Here is a 26126-nt window from a genome sequence, read left to right on the forward strand (position 1 = left end):
GGATGTTCGCCGCTTGTTGATTGCTGGTCGCCACTATAGATTGGCGTTCACGCAATCAATATTGGCGTTTATCCAAGTGTTCAATGCATCGACGCACTATCGTCTGGACTACCCGGATCTGTCCCTGATCCTCGCGCTGGTCCGTGGTGGCTCACTGGCTCGGGCTGCGCGACTGCTGCAAGTGGATGTGTCCACGGTATTCCGCTCGGTACGCCGACTCGAGGCGGCCCTGGGCCAACCCTTGTTCGAAAAAAGTCGTTCTGGATACCTGCCCACGAGCCTGGCCCAAGCATTGGCTGAGCAGGCCGAGCGCGCGGAGCAGGCTTTGGAGGCAGCGCGGATCGGTGTGGAGCAGGGGGGCGAGGTCGTCAGCGGCACGGTACGACTGACGTGCACCGACTCGGTCCTGCAAGCATTGCTGCTGCCGGCGTTGGCGAGGTTCATGCCCGACTACCCGGCATTGACCCTTGAGCTGAGCACCTCGAACGACTTCGCCAACCTGAGCCGCCGTGATGCCGACATTGCGTTGCGTTTGACCCGTACGCCGCCGGAACACCTGGTTGGGCGAAATCTGGGGCGCGTGACTTACCGGGTATGTGCCGGCACTACGTATCTGCGCGCGGGGAGTCCGGATGATTTGGCCTCCATGACCTGGATCGCGCCGGACGACTTCCTTCCCGATCACCCCACCGTGGCCTGGCGCCGCCAATCTCTACCCGGCGTGGTGCCTGCTTATCGCTGCAACAGCATGCTTTCGATCACCGAGCTGGTGCGAGCCGGCTTGGGCGTTGCGGCGCTGCCGGACTTTCTGATCGATGAGCGCCAGGGCCTGATGCCCCTTGGCGAACCGCTGGAGGGATATGACACGGCCCTGTGGCTCCTGACTCGTCCGGACTGCCGGGCCTTGCGTTCGGTGGTGACCTTGTTCGATGAGCTGGGGCGCAATCTGCGCTGGCGCTGACTTTCAACGGGGCAGGGTGCGCATGACTCTGGATGACGGTCCCCCAACGGTTATAGTGCGCTGAGCACCCGCCCTTGGCAGAGAACATCACGATGACGAAGTCTTCCCAACCCACCCCATCCGCACCCGTTGACCACTTGCGTTTTCATCGCCCTCACGCTCATCTGGCGCCGACCTTTGGCAATGACCGCTTTGCGTTGAGAGCAGAGGCTTTCGCGCGTTTTTTCGGGACTCCGATGTTCCTCGGCGCGCAAACAGTGATCGTTTTGATATGGGTCAGCCTGAACCTGTTGGGCGTCGTCCATTTCGATGCCTACCCGTTCATCTTGCTGAACCTGGCGTTCAGCCTGCAGTCGGCCTATGCCGCGCCGCTGATTTTGCTGGCGCAGACCCGCCAGGCAGCTCGGGACAAAGCCCAGGCGGAAGCCGATGCGCAACATCGCGAAGCCTTGGCCATCGCCAACAGCGAGCGCCAGGCCCAGGCCGCGCAGAATACGGCGCAGTTGCTCGAATTGTTGGAACAGAACACCCGCCTGACGGAAATGACCAAGGCATTGACCGAGCGTATCGACAGCTTGACTACCGAACTGCATCAGAAGGTCATGCACAACCCATCGATGCAGTAGTCCTCCATTGGCTGATCAGGCTTGGTAACGGCTCAGGAACATGTCGAGGGCCGACTCGATAACCTGGGTCTGCTCATCCAGGGTCAGGCTTGGTTGTCCCATCGAAACCTGCGGCCAAAAGGCGAACGTCTTGAGTAGCCCATGCATTTGTTGGGCGGCAAATGCCGGTTCCACGGGCTTCAAGCGGCCATCGGCCTGGGCCATGCGAATCCAGGCAGTCAAGCCTTCCTCACGTTGTCCCATGCGCGCAACCATGTCTTGGGCGCGCTCGGGGGAGTGGATAGTCGCGGCGATGGCGATGCGCGCCAGGTCGAGGAAGTTCTCGTCTGCGAGCATGTGCAGTTTGGCTTGCAGCAACGTTTGGAGCTGATCCCGTAGCGGCTTTTGCGGGCTGTAGGGCATGTCCTGTTCTGCGGTAATGCTGTTCCATAACCGATTCAGAATTTCGGCAAACAACTCTTCCTTGCTCGGGAAATGGTTGTACACCGTACGTTTCGATACGCCGGCTGTCGCTGCGATCTTGTCCATGCTGGTGATCTCGAAACCGCTGCTACGGAATTCAGCAATCGCGGCCTGGAGGATGGCTTCGCGTTTTCGCTCGGTAAGGCGCTGCGGTGCGGTCATGGGCAATTCGTCGGTTGAGATGATAGAAATTACACTCGGAAGTTTACTTGCTCTCGGGATTCATGCAATCTAGAAACTACACCGAGTGGTGTAGTTTTGAGTCAGACGGCTGAGCGTGCATGCAACGGCCATCCAGCGTCCCACAACGGCGAAGCGCAATTGCGACGACGTCCTTGGAGTTATCGCACCATGACCATTCCCTCTTTTTCCACCGACAGCCCGTCTGCCTTCCCTTCATCCCGGCAGGAACAGGGCAAGTATCGCAACCACGCCTTCACTCCTCGGGAAGGCTTTGGTACCACCCTACGCATCATCTGGAACATGATCTTCCACAAGCCGCGCACCACCCGGCCTGCGGGCGCCATCGAGGTTCAACCGTTGACGCGCGCCGCGCTGTTGGCCGCGCCTAACAACAGCGTCTGGCGCCTCGGCCATTCCACTGTTCTGCTCAAGCTGCGGGACAAATTCTGGCTGACTGACCCGGTTTTTTCCGAACGCGCCTCGCCCGTGCAATGGGTCGGCCCCAAGCGTTTTCATCAGCCGCCCATCAGCCTTGAAGAGCTGCCGCCGATCGAAGCAGTGATCCTTTCCCATGATCATTACGACCACCTCGATCATCAGGCCATCCTCAAGCTGGCGACCAAGACTCGCCACTTCCTGACGCCTCTTGGCGTGGGTGACACCCTGATCAAATGGGGCATCGACGCCGACAAGGTGCAGCAGTTGGACTGGTGGCAAGGTACCGAGGTGGACGGTATCGAGTTCATCGCTACGCCGTCCCAGCACTTTTCCGGACGCGGCCTGTTCGATAGCAACAGCACCTTGTGGGCCTCGTGGGTGATGATCGACGGCGCCAGCCGAATTTTCTTCAGCGGCGATACCGGCTATTTCGACGGTTTCAAACGCATCGGCGCGCAATACGGGCCCTTTGACCTGACGCTGATGGAAACCGGCGCCTACAACGTCGATTGGCCCCATGTGCACATGCAACCGGAGCAGACACTGCAGGCTCATATCGATCTCAAGGGCCGTTGGTTGCTGCCGATCCACAACGGCACGTTCGACCTGGCGATGCATGCCTGGTACGAACCCTTCGACCGCATCCTGGCCCTGGCCTGGGAGCGCAACGTCTGCATCACCACGCCGCAAATGGGCGAGGCATTCACCCTGACGCAGCCGCAACGTGGCCGGGCCTGGTGGCTGGACGTGGAGCCCTCGGCGTATCAGGACCAGGCAGGCATCGCGTAGCGCACGCGGAGCCTGCGCTATTCAATCATTGCGTAATCGGGTCGCCCCATGGGATCCGGCGTCGCGCCCTTGATATTCATGCCGCGACCCGGTGCGAAGCCGGGGAAGAACACCAGGCCCTCGGCTTCCAGGCGAAACGCCAGGGCCAGGCGAGTCACATCGAGCAACTCGCCGCCGGCCTCGAAGCGGCGGATGGCCTGGACCGAGACACCGGATTGGCGGGACAGCTCCTCGACACTCCAGCCCAGCATAGCTCGGGCCTGTGCACTGTGGGCGGGGGTGAATTGATAGACAGCGATGCGTTCCAGAGTGGTTTTGATTGCGAGAGAGGCCATGGGAGTTCTCCAAAGCTGTGGATTCAAAAATACTGTGTTTTTGTACAGTTGTTTTGAACCCGGATCAATCTCATTTTTTTGATCGGTGACCAGTGGTCTTTTCTAACCAGGCACTCGGGGCGTGGCCCAGGACCCGACGGAACATGGTGGAGAACGCAGCGGGGCTGTCGTAGCCCAGATCAAGGGCTATTCGCGTCACTGCATCACCTTCGGCCAGGCGGGCCAACGCCGCCATGACACACGCTTGCTGCCGCCACTGGCTGAAACTCAGCGTGGTTTGCCGGCTGAACAGACGATTGAACGACCGTAGGCTGATATGCAATTGCGCCGCCCATTCCACGGGCGAGACATGGGCATCGGGATGCTTGAGGAACGCTTGGCACAGGCCGAGCAGGCGTGAATCCTTGGGCAGTGGAAGGTGCAGCGGCAGATGTGCGCTGCGCAGCAGTTCGTGCAGCAACAGATTGATCAGCGCACCGTCCCGCCCAGCCTCGTCGTAATCAGGCGCAAGCTCCACGGCTTCCAACAGCAGCTGGCGCATCAGGGGCGACACATTGATGACCTGGCAGCGGGCATCCATGGCCGTCACCGCCGCCGGCTCGATGTACAGACTGCGGGTGCTGACGCCCAGCATCAGCACTTCATGGGCCACCCCTGGCGGAATCCACACCGCTCGTTGCGGCGGCACCACCCAATTGCCGTCCTCGGTGCTGACCTGCATCACGCCAGTGGCGCCATACAGTAACTGCGCCCGGCGATGGTGGTGCAGCGGCAATAAATGTCCGTGGGGATAATCGGTGCCGATGGCGACGACAGCCCTGGGTGTCGCATCCAATAAATCGATCGAGGTGTTGCGCATCGATGAGCCATTCGTGATTGGCGTAAATGCGAACATTATTGGCTGGTTTGCTACAGCAGGCCAGGCTTCGCTTACCTATCGTGGGCGCCTCCCTTTTCATGGATTCGCCTCGATGTTCTATGTATTGCTCGCGTGCTTCGGTTGCCTGAGTGGCGTGACGGCGGTGCTGTTCGGTTTCGGTGGTGGCTTCGTCGTGGTGCCCTTGATGTATCGCATGCTTACAGCTAGCCACGGTGTTGACGACCCCATCGGCCAATCGGCGATGCACATTGCTGTGGCCACCTCCACCTGCGTGATGGTGGTCAACGGGCTGATCGCCACCGCAAAGCATCACCGCGCCGGTAACCTCCTTCGCCGCTACCTTTGGCCGTTGGCCGGCTATATCGGCCTGGGCGCAGTCGTTGGAGCCGTGGCAGCGATTTGGGCGAGCGGCGAAGTGATTCGCTATGGTTTCATCGTTTATCTGGGAATCACGATTCTGGACTGCCTGTTCAGACGCGGTTTTCTTACACACTCTGACGCTGTAGCCCCACGTCCATTGGGCAGGGCAGAAGTATGGGGAGGTGGAGTCGTCATCGGCGCCATTGCTACGTTTTTGGGCGTAGGAGGTAGCGTCATGACTGTGCCGTTGCTGCGTCGTCGTGGGCTGAGTATGTCCCAGGCAACATCTATGGCGAACCCATTGAGTTTGCCGGTCGCGGTGGTCGGAACGCTGACTTACATGGCCATGGCGGGGATTACCAGGGATTTGGGGCCCTGGTTTGTCGGGTATCTGGATTTGCAGGCGTTCGCGGTTTTGACGATAGGATCGTTAGTGGGGATTCGCTTTGCTACACCTTGGATCGGGCGCATACCGGACCGACTTCACGCTTGGGTCTATCTCGGGTTGCTAGTGGTCGTGATGCTGGGCATATCGGTGCAGTAACTCGCTACGCGGCGTTGTTTGAAATCCCATGATAAGGAGTGAAATATCGATTCCGGAGTTCAGATTCGCCATACTCCGCGCCACTCTTTTCCCAAGCGAGCACTCGCTTCTTTCCAGGAAGATTCCATGTTCAAAGGACTGTTACTCCTCGCATCCAGCGCCACGTGCCTGCTCGCGCTCTGTTCGACAGCCAGTGCCGAAGGAAGCAGCCGCGTCTTTACCGGAACCTTGGGCAAGATGCCGATTGTGCTGGGACTCAACACCGCTCAAGAGGACGAAGTCATCGGTCGCTATTTCTATGAGAAATACCATCGTGACTTGGGGTTGAGCGGTTCGCTGCAAGAAAAGACCCTGACGCTGGTCGAGGGCGGTACCCGTTACGACGACGGCCAATCGCTGCCAACTCTGACGCTGCAAAAAACGGCCAACGGCTGGCAGGGTGAATGGAAAAGTCTCAAGGGCAAAGTTCTGCCCGTGCAGTTGACCGAAGCCAGGCTCCCGGCACCTGGGGCCGATCTTCCCCCCGTTATCGCCGAGCTGCAAAAAAGTGACCCTTATGAGTATCTCCGTCTGCAAGGTTTGAAACTCAAACCGGGCAAGAAAGAATCTTTCATGGGCCATGACTTGCAATGGTGGACGGAGCCACAATCCGGTATTTCCATGTTCAGCGTCGAGTCCGGCTACTCGAAAGATGAGCTGCAGCGGGTCAATCGGCAATTGTTGGGGCGCCTCTGGACCGAAGTCATCAGCTACTACGGTTGTTTGTTGCAGGGGGCCGATAATGCCGAGTTCGACCAAGGCGTCGCGCCCAAATACCTATCGCCCGATGTGATCAGCCTGAACATTTCCACCAGCTATTACTGCGGCGGCGTCCACCCGGATTTTGGCAATTCGCCGCTCACGCTCGACGCGCACACCGGCCACACTCTGTCGCTGGAAGACGTGCTCTGGGTTGGCACAGACAAGCCACCGCTGCACGCCGGCCACGACGACGCGGGTGATGCCCCTTTGACCGATGAAGAGAGCAGGGCGCGATACACTTACCAACGCGAAGTATTCGCGCCATGGCTGATCAGGCAATTCACCACGCTGTACCCCGACGAGATGCTGAAACCAACGGATGAGGACAGCTGCGACTACACCGATGAGGGCGTCTGGGGCTATTCCAATTGGTACTTCACCGAAAAAGGTTTGTACCTGGGACCGTTCTTCGCCCGCGCGCAACGCGTCTGTGATGACCCTGGCTGGTCGGTGCTGCCGTATGCTGTCGTAAAGCAACACCCCGGTGCGGTCAAACTTCAATTGCCCCAGGACGAGTGACTAGCCCTCAGTCAACCCCGGCGCTTCCCGAACAATGAAGTGATCCAGGTTCTCGATGTTGGCGCTGAACACCCCGAATGTCTGTTCGGGGTTTTTCTTGCTTGGCACTTGTTTCAACTCCGGCGTCACGCCATAAAAGAAGCAATACAACGGCGCATTACTGTCGACAGCATGCTTGATCTCTTCCAGAAACGCTTTGCGCTTGCGGTAGTTGTCGATCAGCTTCTTGCTCAGGTAAACGTTGACCGAGTAAGGCTTCTTCTTCGCCTCGTCCGGTTGCTTGAACCAGACCTTGGCTTCGAAGTCGATGCGAAAGCTCTGGGTGTAATCCTTGATCTCCTTGATCTTGCCCCAGTAAATCAATCCCTTGTTGTCCAGCAGGTAATCGATCTTCTTGAAGAACGAGGCATAGGGCGCCGTGTGCTCGCCAATCTTCAGCGGCATGCGCTTGAGCAGGTCCTTGTTATCGAAGTTCGAGACGAAACACTCCACTGGATGGGCGAAGACGCTGGTCTTGTCGGGTGTCGAATCATGGGCGGAACGAGTGTCATCACCGTGGGACGATAGATTGGGCGACGTAGGCTGATTCGCTTCGACGTCCTTCAACTGATTGAGCGGTTTACGCACGTACTGACGCCGAGTCAGCAACAGCTCCGACGGAAAATGTTCCTCACGGTCGTCATCCGATTCCGCTTCGCCACTCTCCGCACCCAACCCCGGCGTTTTCGGACTGACATAAGGGCAGCCCTCGATATGCTGGGTCGTTGGCTGATTCTTGAAATGCGGCGTGCGGATGTAATTGACGTTCTTGGCGTTGAATGTCGTTAGCCGATTGTCCTCATCAAACGCCGCCCGGCAGGCATCGTTGGGGCACTGAAAGCGCTCCTTGGCTGAATCGAAGGCCATGGTCTCGTCGAAATTCAGATCCCGAACGTCATAGATCGAAAGCTTGGCATCGAGGCTGAGGCAGTAGGCGGTGTCGAATTTCATCGGGGCTCGGGTCCGTGAGAGGAAGTGTATTAATACCGAAGGGCGCGGCGGGCTGCACCCCTTGTTTGAATCCACCACAAACCCTGTGGGAGCGAGCCTGCTCGCGATTCCCAATGACACAACACAACCATCAGCCTGGCCCCGACTGGTGGCGAGGGAGCTTGCTCCCGCTGGGCCCTGAGATAACCCACAAGTCACCCATATCGAATAATCTCGACCCAATAAAAAGCCCCGATCGGATCGGGGCTTTTATTTACGTTTCGACGCAGGTAACCATCGTCAAATCGTTATGAGCTCAGGTATCAATCCCAGCTCAAAGCCCCACCCGTCTGATACTCAATCACCCGAGTCTCAAAGAAGTTCTTCTCTTTCTTCAAGTCCATGATCTCGCTCATCCAAGGGAACGGGTTAGTCGTCCCTGGGTACTCTTCCTTCAGACCAATCTGCGACAGGCGACGGTTAGCGATGAACTTCAGATAGTCTTCCATCATCGCCGCGTTCATGCCCAGCACGCCGCGAGGCATGGTGTCACGGGCGTATTCGATCTCCAGCTGGGTCCCTTGCAGGATCATCTGGGTCGCTTCTTCCTTCATCTCGGCATCCCACAGGTGTGGGTTTTCGATTTTGATCTGGTTGATCACGTCGATGCCGAAGTTCAGGTGCATGGATTCGTCGCGCAGGATGTATTGGAACTGCTCGGCGACGCCGGTCATCTTGTTGCGGCGGCCCATGGAGAGGATCTGGGTGAAGCCGCAGTAGAAGAAGATGCCTTCCAGGACGCAGTAGTAGGCGATCAGGTTGCGCAGCAGTTCTTTGTCGGTTTCCGGGGTGCCGGTTTCGAACTTCGGATCGGAGATCGAACGGGTGTATTTCAGGCCCCAGGCGGCTTTTTTCGCGACCGATGGGATCTCGTGGTACATGTTGAAGATTTCGCCTTCATCCATGGCCAGCGATTCGATGCAGTACTGGTAGGCGTGGGTGTGGATCGCCTCTTCGAAAGCCTGGCGCAGGATGTACTGGCGGCATTCGGGGTTGGTGATCAGGCGGTACACGGCCAGGACCAGGTTGTTGGCAACCAGGGAGTCGGCGGTGGAGAAGAAGCCCAGGTTGCGCATCACGATGCGGCGCTCGTCGTCGGTCAGGCCTTCCGGGTTTTTCCAGAGGGCGATGTCGGCGGTCATGTTGACTTCTTGCGGCATCCAGTGGTTTGCGCAGCCGTCCAGGTACTTCTGCCAGGCCCAGTCGTATTTGAACGGCACGAGCTGGTTGAGGTCGGCGCGGCAGTTGATCATGCGTTTTTCATCGACGGCGACACGGGCGGAGGCGCCTTCGAGTTCGGCGAGGCCTTCGGCGACGTCGAGTTTGTCGAGGGCGGCCTTGGCGCGAATGATCGCGGCCGAGTCGCTGGCCGTCACGGCCCGGGCTTCGAGGGCGGCGGCACCGCCGGCACTGTCGAGGCGGTCCATGTTGGCTTCAGAAGCGTGGCCGGCGTTGGCGCCTTTGACAGCGACTTCGCCGTCTTCTTTGTCGAATTCGTCCCAGCTCAGCATGACGTGTCGTCTCCTGCGTGAGGGCCAGATGCCCGATGAAGGCCTACTGGCCGCGGTGGATCTTGAAAAATCGTTTGTTGCGGCAGCTGACGCAGGCAATAAACAGAAAAATGTACGGGTCATTCTGAAGCGGCGGTGAACGCAAGGAGGTGAATTGGTCCTGGCGTGGGCTTCAGGCTGGCTTGATTCCCTGTAAGGGAATATTGCAGGCCCGTTTGAGGCGGCATTATAAGGACTTTTTTGCCTACGTGCTGCGGCGAAATGGCTCACAGAAGGGACTGCGAAGGGCATACCCGCTTGGGAGCGAGTGTTTACAAGGCTTTGGCCGCCGAAGATTTTTTTTGCATGGATCGGATGGCGGTTTTTTTTGATCAAAAAACGAGCGTTTTTTGCGGTTTTACACTACATGTTGTGTTTGTGGAGGGTTTTCGGCGGTTGCAGACACAACCAGGCTCGATCGAAATCGGGCCATGGAAAATGCCAGTAATGATCAATCGGTATGGGCGGAACCGGTGTGATCGCTGCCATCTGAGGCGACAGTGGTTGGTGTCGTGGTGGTGTAGTCGTCAGTCGCGATGATGGCGGAATCCGCCACGTCGTACCGACTGATCGCGGCGGCTGAACCGGTGCGATCGAACCCGTCGGCAGCGAAGGTGTTGGTGGCCAGTACGGATAGGGTCAAGGCGAGGATCAGTGGGGCTTTCATGGTGGTTGCTCCTGATTCGTTCAAAGATTGATCAGCCGTTGGAGCAACCGTTGCCCATGACGCTGTAGCGCAGGATGTGGCGCTGGCCCTTGGAGTCGTCGTATTCCATTTTCGCCGGGACCACTTCGCAGACATTGGGGATTTCGCTCATGGAGATGACTTTGGCGATGTCCAGGTGGGTGGAGTAGGTGTACTCCTCAATGGCCGGTTTTTGCTGTGCGACGTCGGTCGGGGCCTCGTCTGCCATCGCGGTGGCGCAAAGGCTGCCGAGGACCAGAACCCATAAAGCTTTCATCTAATTCACCTTTCTTGAGGTCGAGTGGGGGCACGCAACCTTTTTGGGGTTGCGTGTGGAGCAAGTTTTGGAAGTTGGATTAACGGCCTTCGTGGGGGCTGTGTTGCGTTAATCGTGTTTGCCGGTTGGCGAGATGGATTTTAGGGGGAAGGGGTGATCGCAAAAAGACCGGGTTTTGATAAACACTGTTGGTTGATCTGGTAATAATCGCTGCAGGTGGCGGGTGTTGTCTGTTGCATCTATGTTGGATTTGCCGCCGCCATCGCGAGCAGGCTCGCTCCCACACAGGAAAACCCCCGCAGGCAGAGCCTTGCACGTTAGTACCGACATTTTGTAGGGACTTGTTACTACCATCGTCGAATGGTTCTATAGGCCCGCCCCGGGCTACAACGGGACCATACAAAAACAACTATGTCTCCGAGGTAAGAAAGATGAGTGCGGCTTCTGTGTATCCCGTTCGCCCCGAGGTTGCGGCTAATACGCTGACTGACGAGGCGACCTACAAGGCTATGTACCAGCAGTCGGTCGTCAACCCGGACGGCTTCTGGCGTGAGCAGGCCAAGCGCCTCGATTGGATCAAGCCTTTCACCACGGTGAAGCAGACGTCCTTCGATGATCACCATGTCGACATCAAGTGGTTCGCCGACGGCACCTTGAACGTTTCCTACAACTGCCTCGACCGTCATCTGGTCGAGCGCGGTGATCAGGTTGCGATTATCTGGGAGGGCGATGACCCGTCCGAGAGCCGCAACATTACCTATCGCGAGCTGCATGAAGAAGTCTGCAAGTTCGCCAACGCTTTGCGTGGCCAGGACGTGCATCGCGGCGACGTGGTGACGATCTACATGCCGATGATCCCTGAAGCCGTGGTCGCCATGCTGGCCTGTGCCCGGATTGGTGCGATCCACTCGGTGGTGTTCGGCGGTTTCTCGCCTGAAGCGCTGGCCGGCCGGATCATCGACTGCAAATCCAAAGTAGTCATCACTGCCGACGAAGGTATTCGCGCCGGCAAGAAGATTCCACTCAAGGCCAACGTCGATGACGCATTGACCAACCCGGAAACCAGCAGCATCCAGAAAGTCATTGTGTGCAAGCGCACCGCTGGCAACATCAAGTGGAACCAGCACCGCGACATCTGGTACGAAGACCTGATGAAAGTGGCCGGCACCGTTTGCGCGCCGAAGGAAATGGGCGCTGAAGAAGCGCTGTTCATCCTCTACACCTCCGGTTCCACCGGCAAGCCCAAGGGGGTGCAGCACACCACGGCCGGCTATTTGCTGTACGCGGCGCTGACCCATGAGCGAGTGTTCGACTACAAGCCGGGCGAAGTCTACTGGTGCACCGCCGACGTCGGTTGGGTCACCGGCCACAGCTATATCGTCTACGGCCCGCTGGCCAATGGCGCGACCACGCTGCTGTTCGAAGGCGTGCCGAACTACCCGGATATCACTCGGGTGGCCAAGGTCGTCGACAAGCATAAGGTCAGCATCCTCTACACCGCGCCGACCGCCATCCGCGCGATGATGGCCTCGGGCACCGCCGCTGTCGAAGGCGCCGATGGCAGCAGCCTGCGCCTGTTGGGCTCAGTGGGCGAGCCGATCAATCCGGAAGCCTGGGACTGGTACTACAAGAATGTCGGCAAGGAACGTTGCCCGATCGTCGACACCTGGTGGCAGACCGAAACCGGTGGCGTGCTGATCAGCCCACTGCCGGGCGCCACGGCGTTGAAACCAGGCTCGGCCACGCGTCCGTTCTTCGGTGTGGTGCCGGCGCTGGTGGACAACCTCGGCAACCTGATCGAAGGCCCGGCCGAAGGCAACCTGGTCATCCTCGATTCGTGGCCAGGCCAGGCACGTACGCTGTACGGCGACCACGACCGTTTTGTCGACACCTACTTCAAGACCTTCAGCGGCATGTACTTTACCGGTGACGGTGCGCGTCGTGACGAGGATGGCTACTACTGGATCACCGGGCGGGTGGATGACGTGCTCAACGTGTCCGGCCACCGCATGGGGACGGCCGAGATCGAGAGCGCCATGGTCGCCCACCCGAAAGTCGCCGAAGCGGCGGTGGTGGGTGTGCCGCACGACATCAAGGGGCAGGGGATCTATGTCTACGTGACCCTCAATGCTGGCGAGGAAACCAGCGAAGCCCTGCGCCTGGAGCTGAAGAACTGGGTGCGCAAGGAGATCGGTCCGATTGCTTCGCCGGACGTTATCCAGTGGGCCCCGGGGCTGCCGAAAACCCGCTCCGGCAAGATCATGCGCCGCATCCTGCGCAAGATCGCCACGGCGGAATACGATGGGTTGGGTGATATTTCCACCCTGGCCGATCCGGGCGTGGTGGCGCATCTGATCGAGACGCACAAGACCATGAACGTGGCCTGACGGTCGCCAGTAACACCGAAAAGCCCCGCCCGGTATTTGCCGGGTGGGGCTTTTTTATGGTCGCTAGCGCTAGGAGGGCTTGAAGTGTGGTGCCTTTGTGGCGAGGGAGCTTGCTCTCGCTCGGCTGCGCAGCAGTCGTAAACCGGCCAACGCGGTATGACTGAACGACCGCGCTGCCTGGCTTTGGGGCTGCTTCGAAGCCCAGCGGGAGCAAGCTCCCTCGCCACGGGGTCGGTGGATGAATAAATATCGGCGTTTAAAGTAAGAGCTGTCTGAACGTTACCGGTGTTTCGAAATGTGTAACCAAAGGCGCCACAACGGGGCGATGTGAAACGCCAAGCCCCGTCATAGGGCGGCTCCAGGCGTCTTGAAAAATAAGCCGACACGCTGTGCTTGCCGGATTAGAAGGGTTTGCGAATAATGGGCCCGCTATTTGCAGCATAGATCGGTTTCCCTTCTTTTGCTCTTGCATGAATTTGCGAGGCTGTCAATGAGCCTGAACCGCTTTCTCGGTGCTTCTGTAATTTGTTGTCGCATTGAAGAAATATCGGCTTCGGGCCTGTCGTTAGAATGCCGATCACTCGCTCGTCGTGGCTCGCGTTGAATAAACGTGAGCTTCCTAGGACGCAGCACCAAAGTTCGTTCCACCATTCGCATATTGGGCTGTTGCTCACTCTGCCGTTTTCGCCCTTTACCGATGGAGTTCCAAGATGAAGAAACTTGTGCTGCTTGGCGCCCTGGCACTGTCCGTGCTGTCCCTGCCTACCTTCGCTGATGAGAAGCCCCTGAAGATTGGTATCGAAGCGGCTTACCCTCCGTTCGCCTCGAAAGCTCCGGATGGCAGTATCGTCGGTTTCGACTACGACATCGGCAACGCGCTGTGCGAAGAGATGAAGGTCAAGTGCGTGTGGGTCGAGCAAGAGTTCGACGGTCTGATCCCGGCGCTCAAGGTGCGCAAGATCGATGCGATCCTGTCGTCCATGTCGATTACTGAAGACCGCAAGAAGTCCGTTGATTTCACCAACAAGTACTACAACACCCCGGCCCGTCTGGTGATGAAGGCTGGCACCCAGGTCGGCGACAACCTGGCCGAGCTCAAGGGCAAGAACATTGGCGTACAGCGCGGTTCGATCCACGAGCGTTTCGCCCGTGAAGTCCTGGCCCCGCTGGGTGCCGAGATCAAGCCGTACGGTTCGCAGAACGAGATCTACCTGGACGTGGCTGCCGGCCGTCTCGACGGTACCGTGGCAGACGCCACGCTGTTGGATGACGGTTTCCTGAAAACCGACGCCGGCAAAGGCTTTGCGTTCGTCGGCCCGGCCTTCACCGATGAGAAATACTTCGGCGACGGTATTGGAATCGCGGTTCGCAAGGGCGATGCGCTGAAAGACAAGATCAATGGCGCGATCACCGCCATCCGCGAGAACGGCAAATACAAGCAAATCCAAGACAAGTACTTCGCTTTCGACATCTACGGCAAGTAACGACGTCCCGCCACTCGTGCGAAATGGCGCAAGCAACAGGATCTCTGCGGTTTGCGCCATTTTTTCATCCTACTTTCGAGGACCTGAATCATGTTGAAAGGCTACGGGGCTGTCATCCTCGATGGCGCATGGTTGACGCTTCAGCTCGCCTTGTCGTCCATGGCCCTGGCCATCGTCCTGGGGCTGATCGGGGTCGCATTGCGCCTCTCGCCGGTGCGTTGGCTGGCGTGGCTGGGCGACCTGTATGCCACGGTCATTCGCGGTATTCCGGACCTGGTGCTGATCCTGCTGATTTTCTACGGTGGTCAGGACTTGCTCAATCGCTTGGCGCCGATGCTCGGCTATGACGACTACATCGACCTGAACCCGCTGGCGGCCGGTATCGGCACCCTGGGCTTCATCTTCGGTGCCTATTTGTCGGAAACCTTTCGCGGTGCATTCATGGCGATCCCCAAGGGCCAGGCCGAGGCGGGCATGGCGTACGGCATGAACGGGTTCCAGGTGTTCTTCCGGGTGCTGGTGCCGCAGATGATTCGCCTGGCGATCCCGGGCTTCACCAACAACTGGTTGGTATTGACCAAGGCCACCGCGCTGATTTCCGTGGTGGGCCTGCAAGACATGATGTTCAAGGCCAAGCAGGCGGCGGATGCCACTCGCGAGCCTTTCACCTTCTTCCTCGCAGTGGCGGCGATGTACCTGGTGATTACCAGTGTCTCGTTGCTGGCATTGCGTCACCTCGAGAAGCGCTACTCGGTAGGCGTAAGGGCGGCTGATCTATGATCTTCGACTACAACGTCATCTACGAAGCCTTGCCGCTGTACTTCAGTGGCCTGCTGACCACCTTGAAGCTGCTGGCGCTGTCGCTGTTCTTCGGCTTGCTGGCGGCGCTGCCCCTGGGGCTGATGCGCGTCTCGAAGCAGCCGCTCGTCAACATGACGGCGTGGCTCTACACCTACGTGATTCGCGGCACGCCGATGCTGGTGCAGCTGTTCCTGATCTATTACGGGTTGGCGCAGTTCGCGATCGTGCGTGAAAGCTTCCTCTGGCCGTGGCTGTCCAGCGCGACCTTCTGTGCATGCCTGGCGTTCGCTATCAACACCAGTGCCTACACCGCCGAAATCATCGCCGGCAGCCTGCGGGCCACGCCTAACGGTGAGATCGAAGCGGCCAAGGCCATGGGCATGTCGCGCTATAAGTTGTATCGCCGGATCCTGCTGCCATCGGCCTTGCGCCGGGCGCTGCCGCAATACAGCAACGAAGTGATCATGATGTTGCAGACCACCAGCCTGGCGTCCATCGTGACCCTGATCGACATCACCGGTGCCGCGCGCACGGTGAATGCGCAGTACTACTTGCCGTTCGAGGCTTACATCACGGCCGGCGTTTTCTACCTGTGCCTGACCTTCATCCTGGTGCGCCTGTTCAAACTGGCCGAACGCCGCTGGCTGGGTTACCTGGCCCCGCGCAAGCACTGATAACGCATCGATCCGATCGACTGCTCAACGACTGACGTTTTGTGAGAACCGACCGCATGTACAAGCTTGAAGTCCAAGACCTGCATAAACGCTATGGCAGTCACGAAGTGCTCAAGGGCGTGTCCCTGAAAGCCGCCGCCGGCGATGTGATCAGCATCATCGGTTCCAGTGGTTCCGGCAAAAGTACCTTCCTGCGCTGTATCAACCTGCTTGAGCAACCCCACGCCGGCAAGATTCTGCTCAACAACGAAGAGCTGAAGCTGGTGGCCGGCAAGGACGGCGCCTTGAAGGCTGCGGACGCCAAGCAGTTGCAGCGCATGCGTTCGCGACTATCGATGGTGTTCCAGCATTTCAACCTGTGGTCCCACATGACCGCGCTGGAAAACATCATGGAAGCGCCGGTGCATGTGTTGGGCGTGGCCAAGGCCGAGGCTCGCGAAAAAGCTGAGTATTACCTGAACAAGGTTGGCGTGGCGCATCGCAAGGACGCTTACCCGGGCCATATGTCCGGCGGCGAACAGCAGCGCGTGGCGATTGCCCGTGCGCTGGCGGTGGAGCCAGAGGTGATGCTGTTCGATGAGCCGACCTCGGCCCTCGACCCGGAACTGGTGGGCGACGTGCTCAAAGTGATGCAGGCCCTGGCCCTGGAAGGCCGGACCATGGTGGTGGTGACCCACGAAATGGGTTTTGCCCGTGAAGTGTCGAACCAGTTGGTATTCCTGCACAAAGGTCTCGTCGAAGAAAGCGGCAACCCGCGCGAAGTGCTGGTCAATCCGCAATCGGAGCGCTTGCAACAATTTCTTTCGGGCAGCCTCAAGTAATCGCTCCCGTTACGCACCTGATTTGGGTCATGCTGCGCACCGCGCGCCAGATGGTCTAATTTGGTTGCAGCCGCTTTTGGCTTTAACACTGTTTTCGCTTCGGATTGCCCGCCATGACTGCCCATCGAATAGGTTTCCTGATTTGGCCCAGCACTAAAGCCTTGACGCTGGCGCTGGCCGAGGAGGCCTTGCGTGTCGCGCAGCGGGTGCATCCGGACGTGGTCTACGAATTGTCGTTCTTGCAGGCCGAGCCGCCGGTCGACGGCGCCTGGCAACTGCCGGGCGAGCCCTGGGCCGGCAAGCTCGAGGGTTTCCAGAAGCTGTTCCTGCTGGCCGATGAGCCGCCGACCGCGCTGGCCTCGCCCCTGAGCAGTGCCCTCAAGCAACTGGTGCGCGCCGGTTGTGTGATCGGTGGTTTGTCCGCGGGTGTCTATCCCTTGGCTCAGTTGGGTTTGCTCGACGGTTACCGTGCCGCCGTGCACTGGCGCTGGCAGGATGACTTCTCCGAGCGCTTCCCCAAGGTCATTGCCACCAGTCATCTGTTCGACTGGGACCGCGATCGTCTGAGCGCTTGCGGCGGCATGTCGGTGCTGGACCTGTTGCTGGCGGTGTTGGCTCGCGATCATGGCGCGGAACTGGCCGGCGCGGTGTCCGAAGAGTTGGTGGTCGAGCGCATCCGCGAGGGCGGCGAGCGCCAGCGCATCCCGCTGCAGAATCGTCTCGGCTCCAGCCATCCGAAGCTCACCCAGGCCGTGTTGCTGATGGAAGCCAACATCGAAGAGCCGCTGACCACCGACGAAATCGCCCAGCATGTGTGCGTGTCCCGTCGACAACTGGAGCGGATCTTCAAGCAATACCTCAACCGCGTGCCAAGCCAGTACTACCTGGAGCTGCGCCTGAACAAGGCCCGGCAGATGCTGATGCAGACCAGCAAGTCCATCATCCAGATCGGCCTGTCCTGCGGGTTCTCTTCAGGGCCGCATTTCTCCAGCGCCTACCGCAACTTCTTCGGCGCCACGCCCCGGGAAGATCGGAACCAGCGGCGCAGCAGCAGCCCGTTCGAACTGTCGTCGGTGCCGTCCGAGCGGGGCTAGGGTTGACACAGCCGCCTTGTGGTGAGTGGGTCTGTGGGAGCAAGGCTTGCCCGCGATGCAGGCGCCACGTTTGTGCAGGCTAACCGAGTTATCGTTCATCGCGAGCAAGCTTTGCTCCCACAGATAAATCCCCTCGCCACAAGTGTTGTGCCTGGCAAGGGGGAAGCGTCTGAATCAAATCTCGAGGCGGGCGCCTCAAATCCGCTGCCAACGTTTAAACTGCGCCTTTGCGACGCTATTTGTCGCATTGCCGTAAACCCGCGAAAAACGTGGGTTGGCGCTATAAGAAGTTGTCGCTTGGCGGCAAGGCCGGGCTGAAAACTGTCCTTACAATCCTTACCAAGCCCGCCAGTTCCAGGCGGGTGTTCCTCATCAGGAGACTCCGATGTCCGTTGAGCAAGCCGCGGTACAACGCGCCGATTTTGACCAGGTTATGGTTCCCAACTATGCACCTGCTGCCTTCATACCTGTGCGTGGTGCCGGTTCCCGCGTATGGGATCAGTCCGGTCGCGAGTTGATCGACTTTGCTGGCGGTATCGCAGTCAACGTACTGGGCCATGCCCACCCGGCACTGGTCGGCGCACTGACCGAACAGGCCAACAAGTTGTGGCACGTGTCCAATGTCTTCACCAATGAGCCGGCCCTGCGCCTGGCCCATAAACTGGTCGACGCAACCTTTGCCGAGCGCGCGTTCTTCTGTAACTCCGGCGCCGAAGCCAACGAGGCCGCCTTCAAGCTGGCCCGTCGTGTCGCGTTCGATCGTTTCGGCAGCGAGAAGTACGAAATCATCGCCGCGCTCAACAGCTTCCACGGTCGGACCCTGTTTACCGTCAACGTCGGCGGACAGTCGAAGTACTCCGACGGTTTCGGGCCTAAAATTACTGGCATCACCCACGTTCCTTACAACGACCTGGCCGCTTTGAAAGCGGCTGTTTCGGACAAGACCTGCGCCGTGGTGCTGGAACCGATCCAGGGCGAGGGCGGTGTGCTGCCGGCTGAACTGGCTTATCTGCAAGGTGCTCGTGACCTGTGCGATGCGCACGACGCGCTGCTGGTCTTCGACGAAGTGCAGACCGGCATGGGCCGCACTGGCGAGCTGTTCGCCTACATGCACTACGGCGTGATCCCGGACATCCTCACCAGTGCCAAGAGCCTGGGCGGTGGTTTCCCGATCGCGGCGATGCTCACCACCGAAGCACTGGCCAAGCACTTGGTCGTCGGCACTCACGGCACGACGTATGGCGGCAACCCGCTGGCCTGCGCGGTAGCCGAAGCGGTGATCGATGTGGTCAATACCCCTGAAGTGCTCGCCGGCGTCAAGGCCAAGCACGACAAGTTCAAGACGCGTCTGGAGCAGATCGGTGCGAAATATGGCCTGTTCACCCAAGTGCGCGGCCTGGGCCTGTTGATCGGCTGCGTGCTGAACGATGCCTGGAAGGGCAAGGCCAAGGACATTTTCAACGCTGCCGAACAGGAAGGCCTGATGATCCTGCAAGCCGGCCCGGACGTGATTCGCTTCGCCCCGAGCCTGGTGGTGGAAGACGCCGACATCGATGCCGGCCTGGACCGTTTCGAGCGGGCCGCGGCGAAGCTGACGCAAGCCTGATTGTTTACAGACTGTACCGGCTCCAATGTGGAGCCGGGCTTTTGTGGGAGCAAAGCTTGCTCGCGACGGATCGCCTCGGCCTTGCAGGTAGAACTCATTGCCTGCATCGCGAGCAAGCTTTGCTCCCACAAACCTGCTCCCACTTTTGAGTCAATAGGGAGGCAGGTCCGGTATTTTTTCTCTTTGTCGACCCAACGGTCGAACCCTTTATTTCAAGTTAAGGAGTGACACCATGCTGGTGATGCGCCCCGCGCAAATGGCTGATCTGGGCGAGGTACAGCGTCTGGCTGCGGACAGTCCGATCGGTGTCACTTCCTTGCCGGATGACGTGGAACGCCTGAGCGACAAGATCGCCGCAAGCGAAGCCTCGTTTGCCGCCGAAGTCAGCTTCAACGGCGAAGAGAGCTATTTCTTTGTGCTAGAAGACACCGCGACCGGCAAGCTGGCGGGCTGTTCGGCTATCGTTGCTTCGGCCGGTTATTCCGAACCGTTCTACAGCTTTCGCAACGAGACCTTCGTTCACGCCTCCCGTGAGCTGAAGATCCACAACAAGATCCACGTGCTCTCCCAATGCCACGACCTGACTGGCAACAGTCTGCTGACCAGTTTCTACGTGGTTCCTGAGTTGGTCGGCTCGCCATGGTCGGAACTCAATTCCCGCGGGCGCCTGCTGTTCGTCGCCAGCCATCCGGAGCGGTTTGCCGATTCGGTGGTGACCGAAATCGTCGGCTACAGCGATGAGAATGGCGACTCGCCGTTCTGGGACGCCATCGGTCGCAACTTCTTCGACCTGAACTATGCCGCCGCCGAGCGTTTGTGCGGGCTGAAAAGCCGCACCTTCCTCGCCGAGCTGATGCCTCATTACCCGATCTACGTGCCGCTGTTGCCGGACGCGGCCCAGGAAGCCATGGGCCAGGTCCATCCGCGAGCGCAGATCACCTTCGACATCCTGATGCGCGAGGGTTTCGAAACCGATCACTACATCGACATCTTCGACGGTGGCCCGACCCTGCATGCCCGTGTCTCGGGGATCCGCTCGATTGCCCAGAGCCGCGTGGTGCCGGTCAAGCTCGGTGAGCCGGTCAAGGGGGCGGGCCGGCAATACCTGGTGGCCAACGCCCAGTTGCAGGATTACCGCGCCGTATTACTGGAGCTCGACTACGCGCCGGGCAAGCCGGTGACCCTGGACATGGAAGCGGCCGAAGCCCTGGGCGTTGGCGAGGGTGCCAGCGTGCGCCTGGTAGCGGTTTAACGCCTTACGGCTGAGTTTCGCGGGTGGCGTGAGCGACCCGTTTGAGGAGATAGCATGATCGTTCGTCCCGTACGCAGCAGCGATTTACCCGCTCTGATCGCCCTGGCCCGCAGCACTGGCACCGGCCTGACCACCTTGCCGGCCAATGAAGAGCGCCTGGCCCATCGGGTCGGCTGGGCCGAGAAGACCTTTCGCGGCGAAGCCGGGCGCGGTGACGCGGACTACCTGTTCGTGCTCGAAGACGATGACGGTCGCGTGGTCGGTATTTCCGCCATCGCAGGTGCTGTGGGGCTGCGTGAGCCCTGGTACAACTTCAGGGTAGGCCTGACGGTCAGCGCGTCCCAGGAATTGAACATCTATCGGGAAATCCCGACCCTGTTCCTGGCCAACGACCTGACTGGCAATTCCGAGCTGTGCTCGTTGTTCCTCCATGCCGATTTCCGCAGTGGCCTCAATGGTCGGATGCTGGCCAAGGCGCGGCTGCTGTTCATTGCTGAGTTCCCACAACTGTTCGGCAACAAGATCATCGCCGAGATGCGTGGCATGTCCGACGACAACGGTCGTTCGCCGTTCTGGGAAAGCCTGGGCCGGCACTTCTTCAAGATGGAATTCAGCCAGGCCGATTACCTGACCGGTGTGGGCAACAAGGCGTTCATCGCCGAGCTGATGCCCAAGTTCCCGCTGTACACCTGTTTCTTGTCCGAAGATGCCCGGGCCGTGATCGGCCAGGTTCACCCTGACACCGAGCCTGCGCTGTCGATGCTCAAGAGCGAAGGTTTCAGTTACCAGGGGTACGTCGACATCTTCGACGCCGGCCCAGCGGTGGAGTGTGAAACCGGCAAGATCCGCGCGATTCGCGACAGCCAGGCGCTGGTCCTGGCCATCGGCACGCCGGGCGATGACGCCACGCCGTTCCTCATCCATAACCGCAAGCGCGAAGACTGCCGCATCACCGCCGCACCGGCGCGCTTGGCCGCTGGTACGCTGGTGGTCGATCCGCTGACCGCCAAACGTCTTCAACTCAACGCCGGCGATCAGGTGCGTGCCGTCGCGTTGTCCGCTGCACGGGAGTCGAAATGATGAAGTCGCTGTATATCGCAGGAAGCTGGCTGGAAGGTCAGGGCGACCTCTTTGAGTCGTTGAACCCGGTGACTCAACAGGTGTTGTGGTCGGGCAACGGCGCCACGGCGGCGCAAGTGGAGTCGGCGGTGCAGGCTGCGCGCCAGGCGTTCCCGGACTGGGCACGGCGTACTTTGGACGAGCGCATCCAGGTGCTGGAAGCCTTTGCCGCGAGCCTGAAAAAACACGCTGACGAACTGGCCCATTGCATCGGTGAAGAAACTGGCAAACCGTTGTGGGAAGCGGCTACCGAAGTGACCAGCATGGTCAACAAAGTCGCCATTTCGGTGCAAAGCTACCGTGAGCGGACTGGCGAGAAGAGCGGCCCCCTGGGCGACGCCACCGCCGTGTTGCGCCACAAGCCTCACGGCGTGGTAGCGGTGTTCGGCCCCTACAACTTCCCCGGCCATTTGCCCAACGGCCACATCGTGCCAGCCCTGCTGGCCGGCAACAGCGTATTGTTCAAGCCGAGCGAGCTGACGCCGAAAGTCGCCGAGCTGACGGTCAAGTGCTGGGTCGAGGCCGGGCTGCCGGCGGGCGTGCTGAACCTGCTGCAAGGCGCCCGGGAAACCGGCATCGCCCTGGCGGCCAATCCGGGCATCGATGGGCTGTTTTTCACCGGCTCCAGCCGTACCGGCAATCTGTTGCACCAACAATTTTCCGGGCGCCCGGACAAGATCCTCGCGCTGGAAATGGGCGGTAACAATCCACTGGTGGTGGATGAGGTGGCGGACGTCGATGCGGCGGTCTACACCATTATCCAGTCCGCTTTCATTTCCGCCGGGCAGCGTTGCACCTGTGCGCGCCGCCTGCTGGTGCCGGAAGGCGCCTGGGGCGATGCCTTGCTGGCGCGCCTGGTGGCGGTCAGCTCGACCATCGAAGTGGGGGCCTTTGACCAGCAGCCAGCGCCGTTCATGGGCTCGGTGATTTCCCTGGGCGCGGCGAAGGCGCTGATGGATGCGCAAAACCATTTGCTGGGCAAGGGCGCCGTGCCCCTGTTGAGCATGACCCAGCCGCAGGCCCAGGCTGCATTGCTGACGCCGGGTATCCTGGACGTGACGGCAGTGGCCGAGCGACCTGATGAAGAACTGTTCGGGCCGTTGTTGCAAGTGATCCGCTACAAGGATTTCGCCGCGGCAATCACCGAGGCCAACAATACGCAATATGGCTTGGCCGCCGGCTTGCTGTCCGATTCCCAGGAGCGTTACCAGCAGTTCTGGCTGCAAAGCCGTGCCGGTATCGTCAACTGGAACAAACAGCTGACGGGTGCGGCCAGTAGCGCACCGTTCGGCGGTGTCGGCGCTTCGGGCAACCATCGCGCCAGCGCTTATTACGCGGCGGATTATTGCGCCTACCCGGTGGCGTCCCTGGAAACCCCGAGCCTTGTCATGCCGGCTGCCCTGACCCCCGGCGTGCGCATGTCTTGAGACCGCCATCGCGGGCAAGCCTTGCTCCCACAGGCGTTATGAAAACCAGTGGGAGTAGAGCTTGCTCCCACAGGAGCTATGCAAAACCTGTGGGAGCAAGGCTTGCCCGCGATAGCCGCGACTCGGTTGTTATTGATGCCTATAAAAAACAGATTCTCGTGGAGCCTCGCTGATGAAATCCTATGAAGTCAACTTTGACGGTCTAGTGGGGCCGACCCATAACTACGGCGGGCTCTCGTACGGCAACGTCGCGTCCCAGAGCAACAGCCAGCAGTCCTCCAACCCCAAGGAAGCGGCGTTGCAGGGCCTGGCGAAAATGAAAGCGCTGATGGACATGGGTTTCCAGCAAGGGGTGCTGGCACCACAGGAGCGCCCGGACGTGGCGGCCCTGCGCCGTTTGGGCTTTGCCGGCAGCGATGCCCAGGTCATCCAGCAGGCCGCGAAAGAAGCGATGCCGCTGCTGGTTGCCAGTTGCTCGGCCTCCAGCATGTGGGTGGCCAACGCCGCCACGGTCAGCCCGAGCGCCGACACCGCTGACGGTCGCGTGCATTTCACCGCCGCCAACCTGAACTGCAAGTACCACCGCAGCATCGAACACCCGACCACCAGTCGCGTGCTGGGGGCGATGTTTGCCAATCAGCAGCACTTCGCCCATCACGCCGCGTTGCCGGCGGTGGCGCAGTTCGGTGACGAAGGCGCGGCCAACCACACCCGTTTCTGCCGCGCCTACGGCGAGGCCGGTGTCGAATTCTTCGTGTTCGGTCGCAGTGCCTTTGATACCCGCTATCCCGCGCCGCAGAAATACCCGGCGCGCCAGACCCTGGAAGCTTCCCAGGCCGTTGCCCGCCTGCACGGGCTGAGGGAGGAGAGCGTGGTGTACGCCCAACAGAATCCATCGGTGATCGACCAGGGTGTATTCCACAACGACGTGATCGCGGTGGGCAATGGCGAAGTTCTGTTCTATCACGAGGACGCGTTTCTCGAGACCGACAAGATGCTGGCCGAATTGAGCAGCAAACTCGCCAAGGTCGGTGGGAAATTTCAGTCGGTGTGTGTACCGCGTTCAGCGGTGACGGTCGATGACGCCGTGCGTTCCTACCTGTTCAATAGCCAGTTGCTGTCGCGTCCCGACGGTTCGATGCTGTTGATCGTGCCGGAAGAATGCCGCAGCAACGAACGCGTCTGGCAGTATCTGCAAGGCCTGACGGGCGCTGGCGGGGTGATTCGCGAGGTGAAAGTCTTCGATCTCAAGCAAAGCATGCAGAACGGCGGCGGCCCAGCCTGCCTGCGGTTGCGCGTGGCCCTCAATGAAACCGAGCTGGCAGCCGTCAACCCAGGGGTTATCATGACCGCGCCGTTGTACGATTCGCTGACCCAATGGGTCGAGCGGCACTACCGCGACCGCATGACCGAAAACGACCTGGCAGACCCGCAGTTGCTGCTCGAATGCCGTGCGGCGCTGGATGAACTGACACAAATCCTTAAACTTGGCGCGGTTTATCCTTTCCAGATCAATTGAAAGCGCGCGTGACCTGACTACAGTCAAAGCAGGGCGCGTTGCCTTATCCCCAGACGAGAACGTAAAGACATGAGCGATACCCTGCAGCTGATCCTTGAAGACACCGACGGCACCCAACTGGAAACCTCCTGCACCCGCGTCGCGGTAATGTGGCAAGGCAAGGAGTTGTGGATCCAGCAGGACGGTCGCGGCCAGTTGCTGATCGGCGTGGACGTCGAGGAAGGGGACGAGGAATACGCCAACCTGTTGTTGCGTCCATTGGCGACCAACCTGGTCAGCCTGCAACTGGAAATGGAACCGGCGGACGTCGGCGACGATGACCATGTCCATGGCCCGGATTGCGGCCACGACCATTAAGGAAACCGCGCTATGCTCGCCCTCGGCAAACTGCTTGAACTGACCCTCGCCGGCCGTGAACCGGCGGAGAAGACTCAACTGACTGTCGAAGGCGTACGGATGCGCTGGTTGAGCGAGGGCGCGCTGGAGGTCAAGCCGCCCGAAGCCCGGGATAACGGCCTGGACCTGCTGCTGTCGGCCGGTATCCACGGCAACGAAACCGCGCCGATCGAATTGCTCGACCGCTTGCTGCATGACATTGCTCGTGGCGACCTGAAGCCACGGGCACGCATTCTGTTCCTGTTCGGCAACCCCGAGGCCATCCGGCGCGGTGAGCGCTTTGTCGAACAAGACGTCAACCGATTGTTCAATGGTCGCCATGAGCTGAGCGGTGGACCTGAAGCGCTACGGGCTTGTGAGCTGGAGCGGCTGGCTGCGAGTTTCTTCAGTCGGCCAGAACGCAGTCGCCTGCACTACGACCTGCATACGGCCATTCGCGGTTCGAAGATCGAGCAGTTCGCCTTGTACCCGTGGAAGGACGGTCGCCAGCACTCACGCCGTGAATTGGCTCGCCTGCGTGCCGCGGGCATGGAGGCGGTGTTGCTGCAGAACAAGCCGTCCATCGTGTTCAGTGCCTACACCTACGATCAGCTCGGCGCCGAGTCTTTTACCCTGGAACTGGGCAAGGCCCGGCCATTCGGGCAAAACGACGGCGTCAACGTCAGCCTGTTGGAAACCCGCCTGCAACAGATCATCGAGGGCAACGAGCCGGAGCTGGATGAAGGGCTCGATGGCTTGCAGCTGTTCAGCGTGGCCCGGGAAATCATCAAGCACAGCGACAGTTTCCGCCTGAACCTGCCGGCGGACATCGAGAACTTTTCGGAACTGGGCAAAGGCTATGTGCTAGCCGAGGACATCGCCCAGACGCGCTGGGTGATCGAAGAAGAGGGCGCGCGGATCATCTTCCCCAACCCCAAGGTCAAGAATGGCTTGCGGGCGGGAATCCTGATTGTGCCGGCGACAGATGAAAACCTGGCCTGACTCAGTTTCAAACTGACCCAAGACCCCTGTGGGAGCGAGCCTGCTCGCGATAGCGGTATATCAGCCGACATCTATAGCGACTGACACTCCGTCATCGCGAGCAGGCTCGCTCCCACATTTGGATCT

25 protein-coding genes are annotated in these 26126 nt (G+C 59.8%); 18 read left to right on the top strand and 7 right to left on the bottom strand.

The genetic code is table 11. The annotated features are described in order from the left end of the window. Window positions 1-13: 13 nt before the first annotated feature. Window positions 14-961 carry a LysR family transcriptional regulator gene (locus GN234_RS25370; RefSeq protein ID WP_176689233.1) on the top strand — a complete coding sequence of 316 codons (948 nt, stop codon included), beginning with the start codon at window positions 14-16 and terminating at the stop codon, window positions 959-961. 92 nt (window positions 962-1053) lie between these two features. After that, window positions 1054-1587, top strand: coding sequence for a DUF1003 domain-containing protein (locus GN234_RS25375; protein WP_109753896.1), 534 nt, complete (start codon window positions 1054-1056; stop codon window positions 1585-1587). Between the two features lie 15 nt (window positions 1588-1602). Here GN234_RS25375 and GN234_RS25380 read toward each other — a convergent pair whose 3' ends face one another. Continuing rightward, entirely contained in the window at window positions 1603-2211 is a 609-nt protein-coding gene (locus GN234_RS25380) for a TetR/AcrR family transcriptional regulator (protein WP_109753897.1), read from the bottom strand. 189 nt (window positions 2212-2400) lie between these two features. Here GN234_RS25380 and GN234_RS25385 point away from each other — a divergent pair, with 189 nt between their 5' ends. Then, on the top strand, window positions 2401-3459 hold the full coding sequence (locus GN234_RS25385) for an MBL fold metallo-hydrolase (protein WP_116833291.1): 1059 nt from the start codon (window positions 2401-2403) through the stop codon (window positions 3457-3459). Window positions 3460-3476: 17 nt separating this feature from the next. Here the strand turns inward: GN234_RS25385 and GN234_RS25390 are convergent, their stop codons facing one another. Together GN234_RS25390 and GN234_RS25395 are read right to left on the bottom strand one after the other, a co-directional pair. Then, on the bottom strand, window positions 3477-3794 hold the full coding sequence (locus GN234_RS25390; RefSeq protein WP_060740988.1) for a helix-turn-helix domain-containing protein: 318 nt from the start codon (window positions 3792-3794) through the stop codon (window positions 3477-3479). Between the two features lie 70 nt (window positions 3795-3864). Beyond that, entirely contained in the window at window positions 3865-4653 is a 789-nt protein-coding gene (locus GN234_RS25395; protein WP_176689234.1) for an AraC family transcriptional regulator, read from the bottom strand. Window positions 4654-4765: 112 nt separating this feature from the next. Here GN234_RS25395 and GN234_RS25400 point away from each other — a divergent pair, with 112 nt between their 5' ends. Both GN234_RS25400 and GN234_RS25405 read left to right on the top strand, forming a co-directional pair. Further along, window positions 4766-5578, top strand: coding sequence for a sulfite exporter TauE/SafE family protein (locus GN234_RS25400; RefSeq protein ID WP_176689635.1), 813 nt, complete (start codon window positions 4766-4768; stop codon window positions 5576-5578). Window positions 5579-5704: 126 nt separating this feature from the next. Continuing rightward, window positions 5705-6898 (top strand): DUF3298 domain-containing protein, encoded by a 1194-nt coding sequence (locus tag GN234_RS25405; protein ID WP_176689235.1) that lies wholly within the window; start codon window positions 5705-5707, stop codon window positions 6896-6898. On the opposite strand, the gene GN234_RS25410 is transcribed toward GN234_RS25405, so the two are convergent. The 4 genes from GN234_RS25410 to GN234_RS25425 form a co-directional block, all read right to left on the bottom strand. Further along, on the bottom strand, window positions 6899-7888 hold the full coding sequence (locus tag GN234_RS25410; RefSeq protein ID WP_176689236.1) for a hypothetical protein: 990 nt from the start codon (window positions 7886-7888) through the stop codon (window positions 6899-6901). Between the two features lie 302 nt (window positions 7889-8190). Continuing rightward, window positions 8191-9438 carry a ribonucleotide-diphosphate reductase subunit beta gene (locus tag GN234_RS25415; protein ID WP_024776511.1) on the bottom strand — a complete coding sequence of 416 codons (1248 nt, stop codon included), beginning with the start codon at window positions 9436-9438 and terminating at the stop codon, window positions 8191-8193. Window positions 9439-9928: 490 nt separating this feature from the next. Then, entirely contained in the window at window positions 9929-10144 is a 216-nt protein-coding gene (locus GN234_RS25420) for a hypothetical protein (protein WP_109753903.1), read from the bottom strand. 31 nt (window positions 10145-10175) lie between these two features. Next, complete coding sequence (locus tag GN234_RS25425) at window positions 10176-10439, bottom strand: DUF2790 domain-containing protein (RefSeq protein WP_053147209.1); 264 nt, start codon at window positions 10437-10439, stop codon at window positions 10176-10178. A gap of 431 nt (window positions 10440-10870) precedes the next feature. Here GN234_RS25425 and acs point away from each other — a divergent pair, with 431 nt between their 5' ends. The 13 genes from acs (at window position 10871) to astE (ending at window position 26000) form a co-directional block, all read left to right on the top strand. Then, window positions 10871-12826, top strand: coding sequence for an acetate--CoA ligase (gene acs, locus GN234_RS25430; RefSeq protein WP_176689237.1), 1956 nt, complete (start codon window positions 10871-10873; stop codon window positions 12824-12826). Window positions 12827-13536: 710 nt separating this feature from the next. Continuing rightward, the gene (locus GN234_RS25435) at window positions 13537-14310 is read left to right on the top strand and encodes an ABC transporter substrate-binding protein (RefSeq protein ID WP_109753905.1); all 774 of its coding nucleotides are present in this window, start codon (window positions 13537-13539) and stop codon (window positions 14308-14310) included. 90 nt (window positions 14311-14400) lie between these two features. Continuing rightward, entirely contained in the window at window positions 14401-15090 is a 690-nt protein-coding gene (locus GN234_RS25440) for an ABC transporter permease (protein ID WP_109753906.1), read from the top strand. Then, on the top strand, window positions 15087-15785 hold the full coding sequence (locus GN234_RS25445) for an ABC transporter permease (protein ID WP_109753907.1): 699 nt from the start codon (window positions 15087-15089) through the stop codon (window positions 15783-15785). Before GN234_RS25440 ends, GN234_RS25445 begins: the two co-directional genes overlap by 4 nt. 56 nt (window positions 15786-15841) lie before the next feature. Further along, entirely contained in the window at window positions 15842-16606 is a 765-nt protein-coding gene (locus tag GN234_RS25450; RefSeq protein ID WP_109753908.1) for an ABC transporter ATP-binding protein, read from the top strand. A gap of 113 nt (window positions 16607-16719) precedes the next feature. Further along, window positions 16720-17700, top strand: coding sequence for a GlxA family transcriptional regulator (locus GN234_RS25455; protein ID WP_109753909.1), 981 nt, complete (start codon window positions 16720-16722; stop codon window positions 17698-17700). Between the two features lie 385 nt (window positions 17701-18085). Continuing rightward, window positions 18086-19306, top strand: coding sequence for an aspartate aminotransferase family protein (locus GN234_RS25460; RefSeq protein WP_109753910.1), 1221 nt, complete (start codon window positions 18086-18088; stop codon window positions 19304-19306). 232 nt (window positions 19307-19538) lie between these two features. Next, window positions 19539-20558 carry an arginine/ornithine succinyltransferase subunit alpha gene (gene aruF / locus GN234_RS25465; RefSeq protein ID WP_047228784.1) on the top strand — a complete coding sequence of 340 codons (1020 nt, stop codon included), beginning with the start codon at window positions 19539-19541 and terminating at the stop codon, window positions 20556-20558. Window positions 20559-20612: 54 nt separating this feature from the next. Further along, window positions 20613-21638: an arginine N-succinyltransferase gene (gene astA / locus GN234_RS25470; protein WP_058543460.1), complete on the top strand. Its 1026-nt coding sequence runs from the start codon at window positions 20613-20615 to the stop codon at window positions 21636-21638. Next, on the top strand, window positions 21635-23104 hold the full coding sequence (astD, locus tag GN234_RS25475; RefSeq protein WP_176689238.1) for a succinylglutamate-semialdehyde dehydrogenase: 1470 nt from the start codon (window positions 21635-21637) through the stop codon (window positions 23102-23104). The genes astA and astD overlap by 4 nt, the downstream gene beginning before the upstream one ends. 172 nt (window positions 23105-23276) lie before the next feature. Further along, complete coding sequence (gene astB, locus GN234_RS25480; protein WP_176689239.1) at window positions 23277-24623, top strand: N-succinylarginine dihydrolase; 1347 nt, start codon at window positions 23277-23279, stop codon at window positions 24621-24623. A gap of 69 nt (window positions 24624-24692) precedes the next feature. Further along, entirely contained in the window at window positions 24693-24980 is a 288-nt protein-coding gene (locus tag GN234_RS25485; RefSeq protein ID WP_003178862.1) for a hypothetical protein, read from the top strand. Between the two features lie 12 nt (window positions 24981-24992). Next, window positions 24993-26000 (top strand): succinylglutamate desuccinylase, encoded by a 1008-nt coding sequence (gene astE / locus GN234_RS25490; protein WP_109753913.1) that lies wholly within the window; start codon window positions 24993-24995, stop codon window positions 25998-26000. Window positions 26001-26126 lie beyond the last annotated feature (126 nt).

Origin of the sequence: Pseudomonas bijieensis, assembly GCF_013347965.1 — a bacterium.
Classification (GTDB): Bacteria; Pseudomonadota; Gammaproteobacteria; order Pseudomonadales; family Pseudomonadaceae; genus Aquipseudomonas; species Aquipseudomonas bijieensis.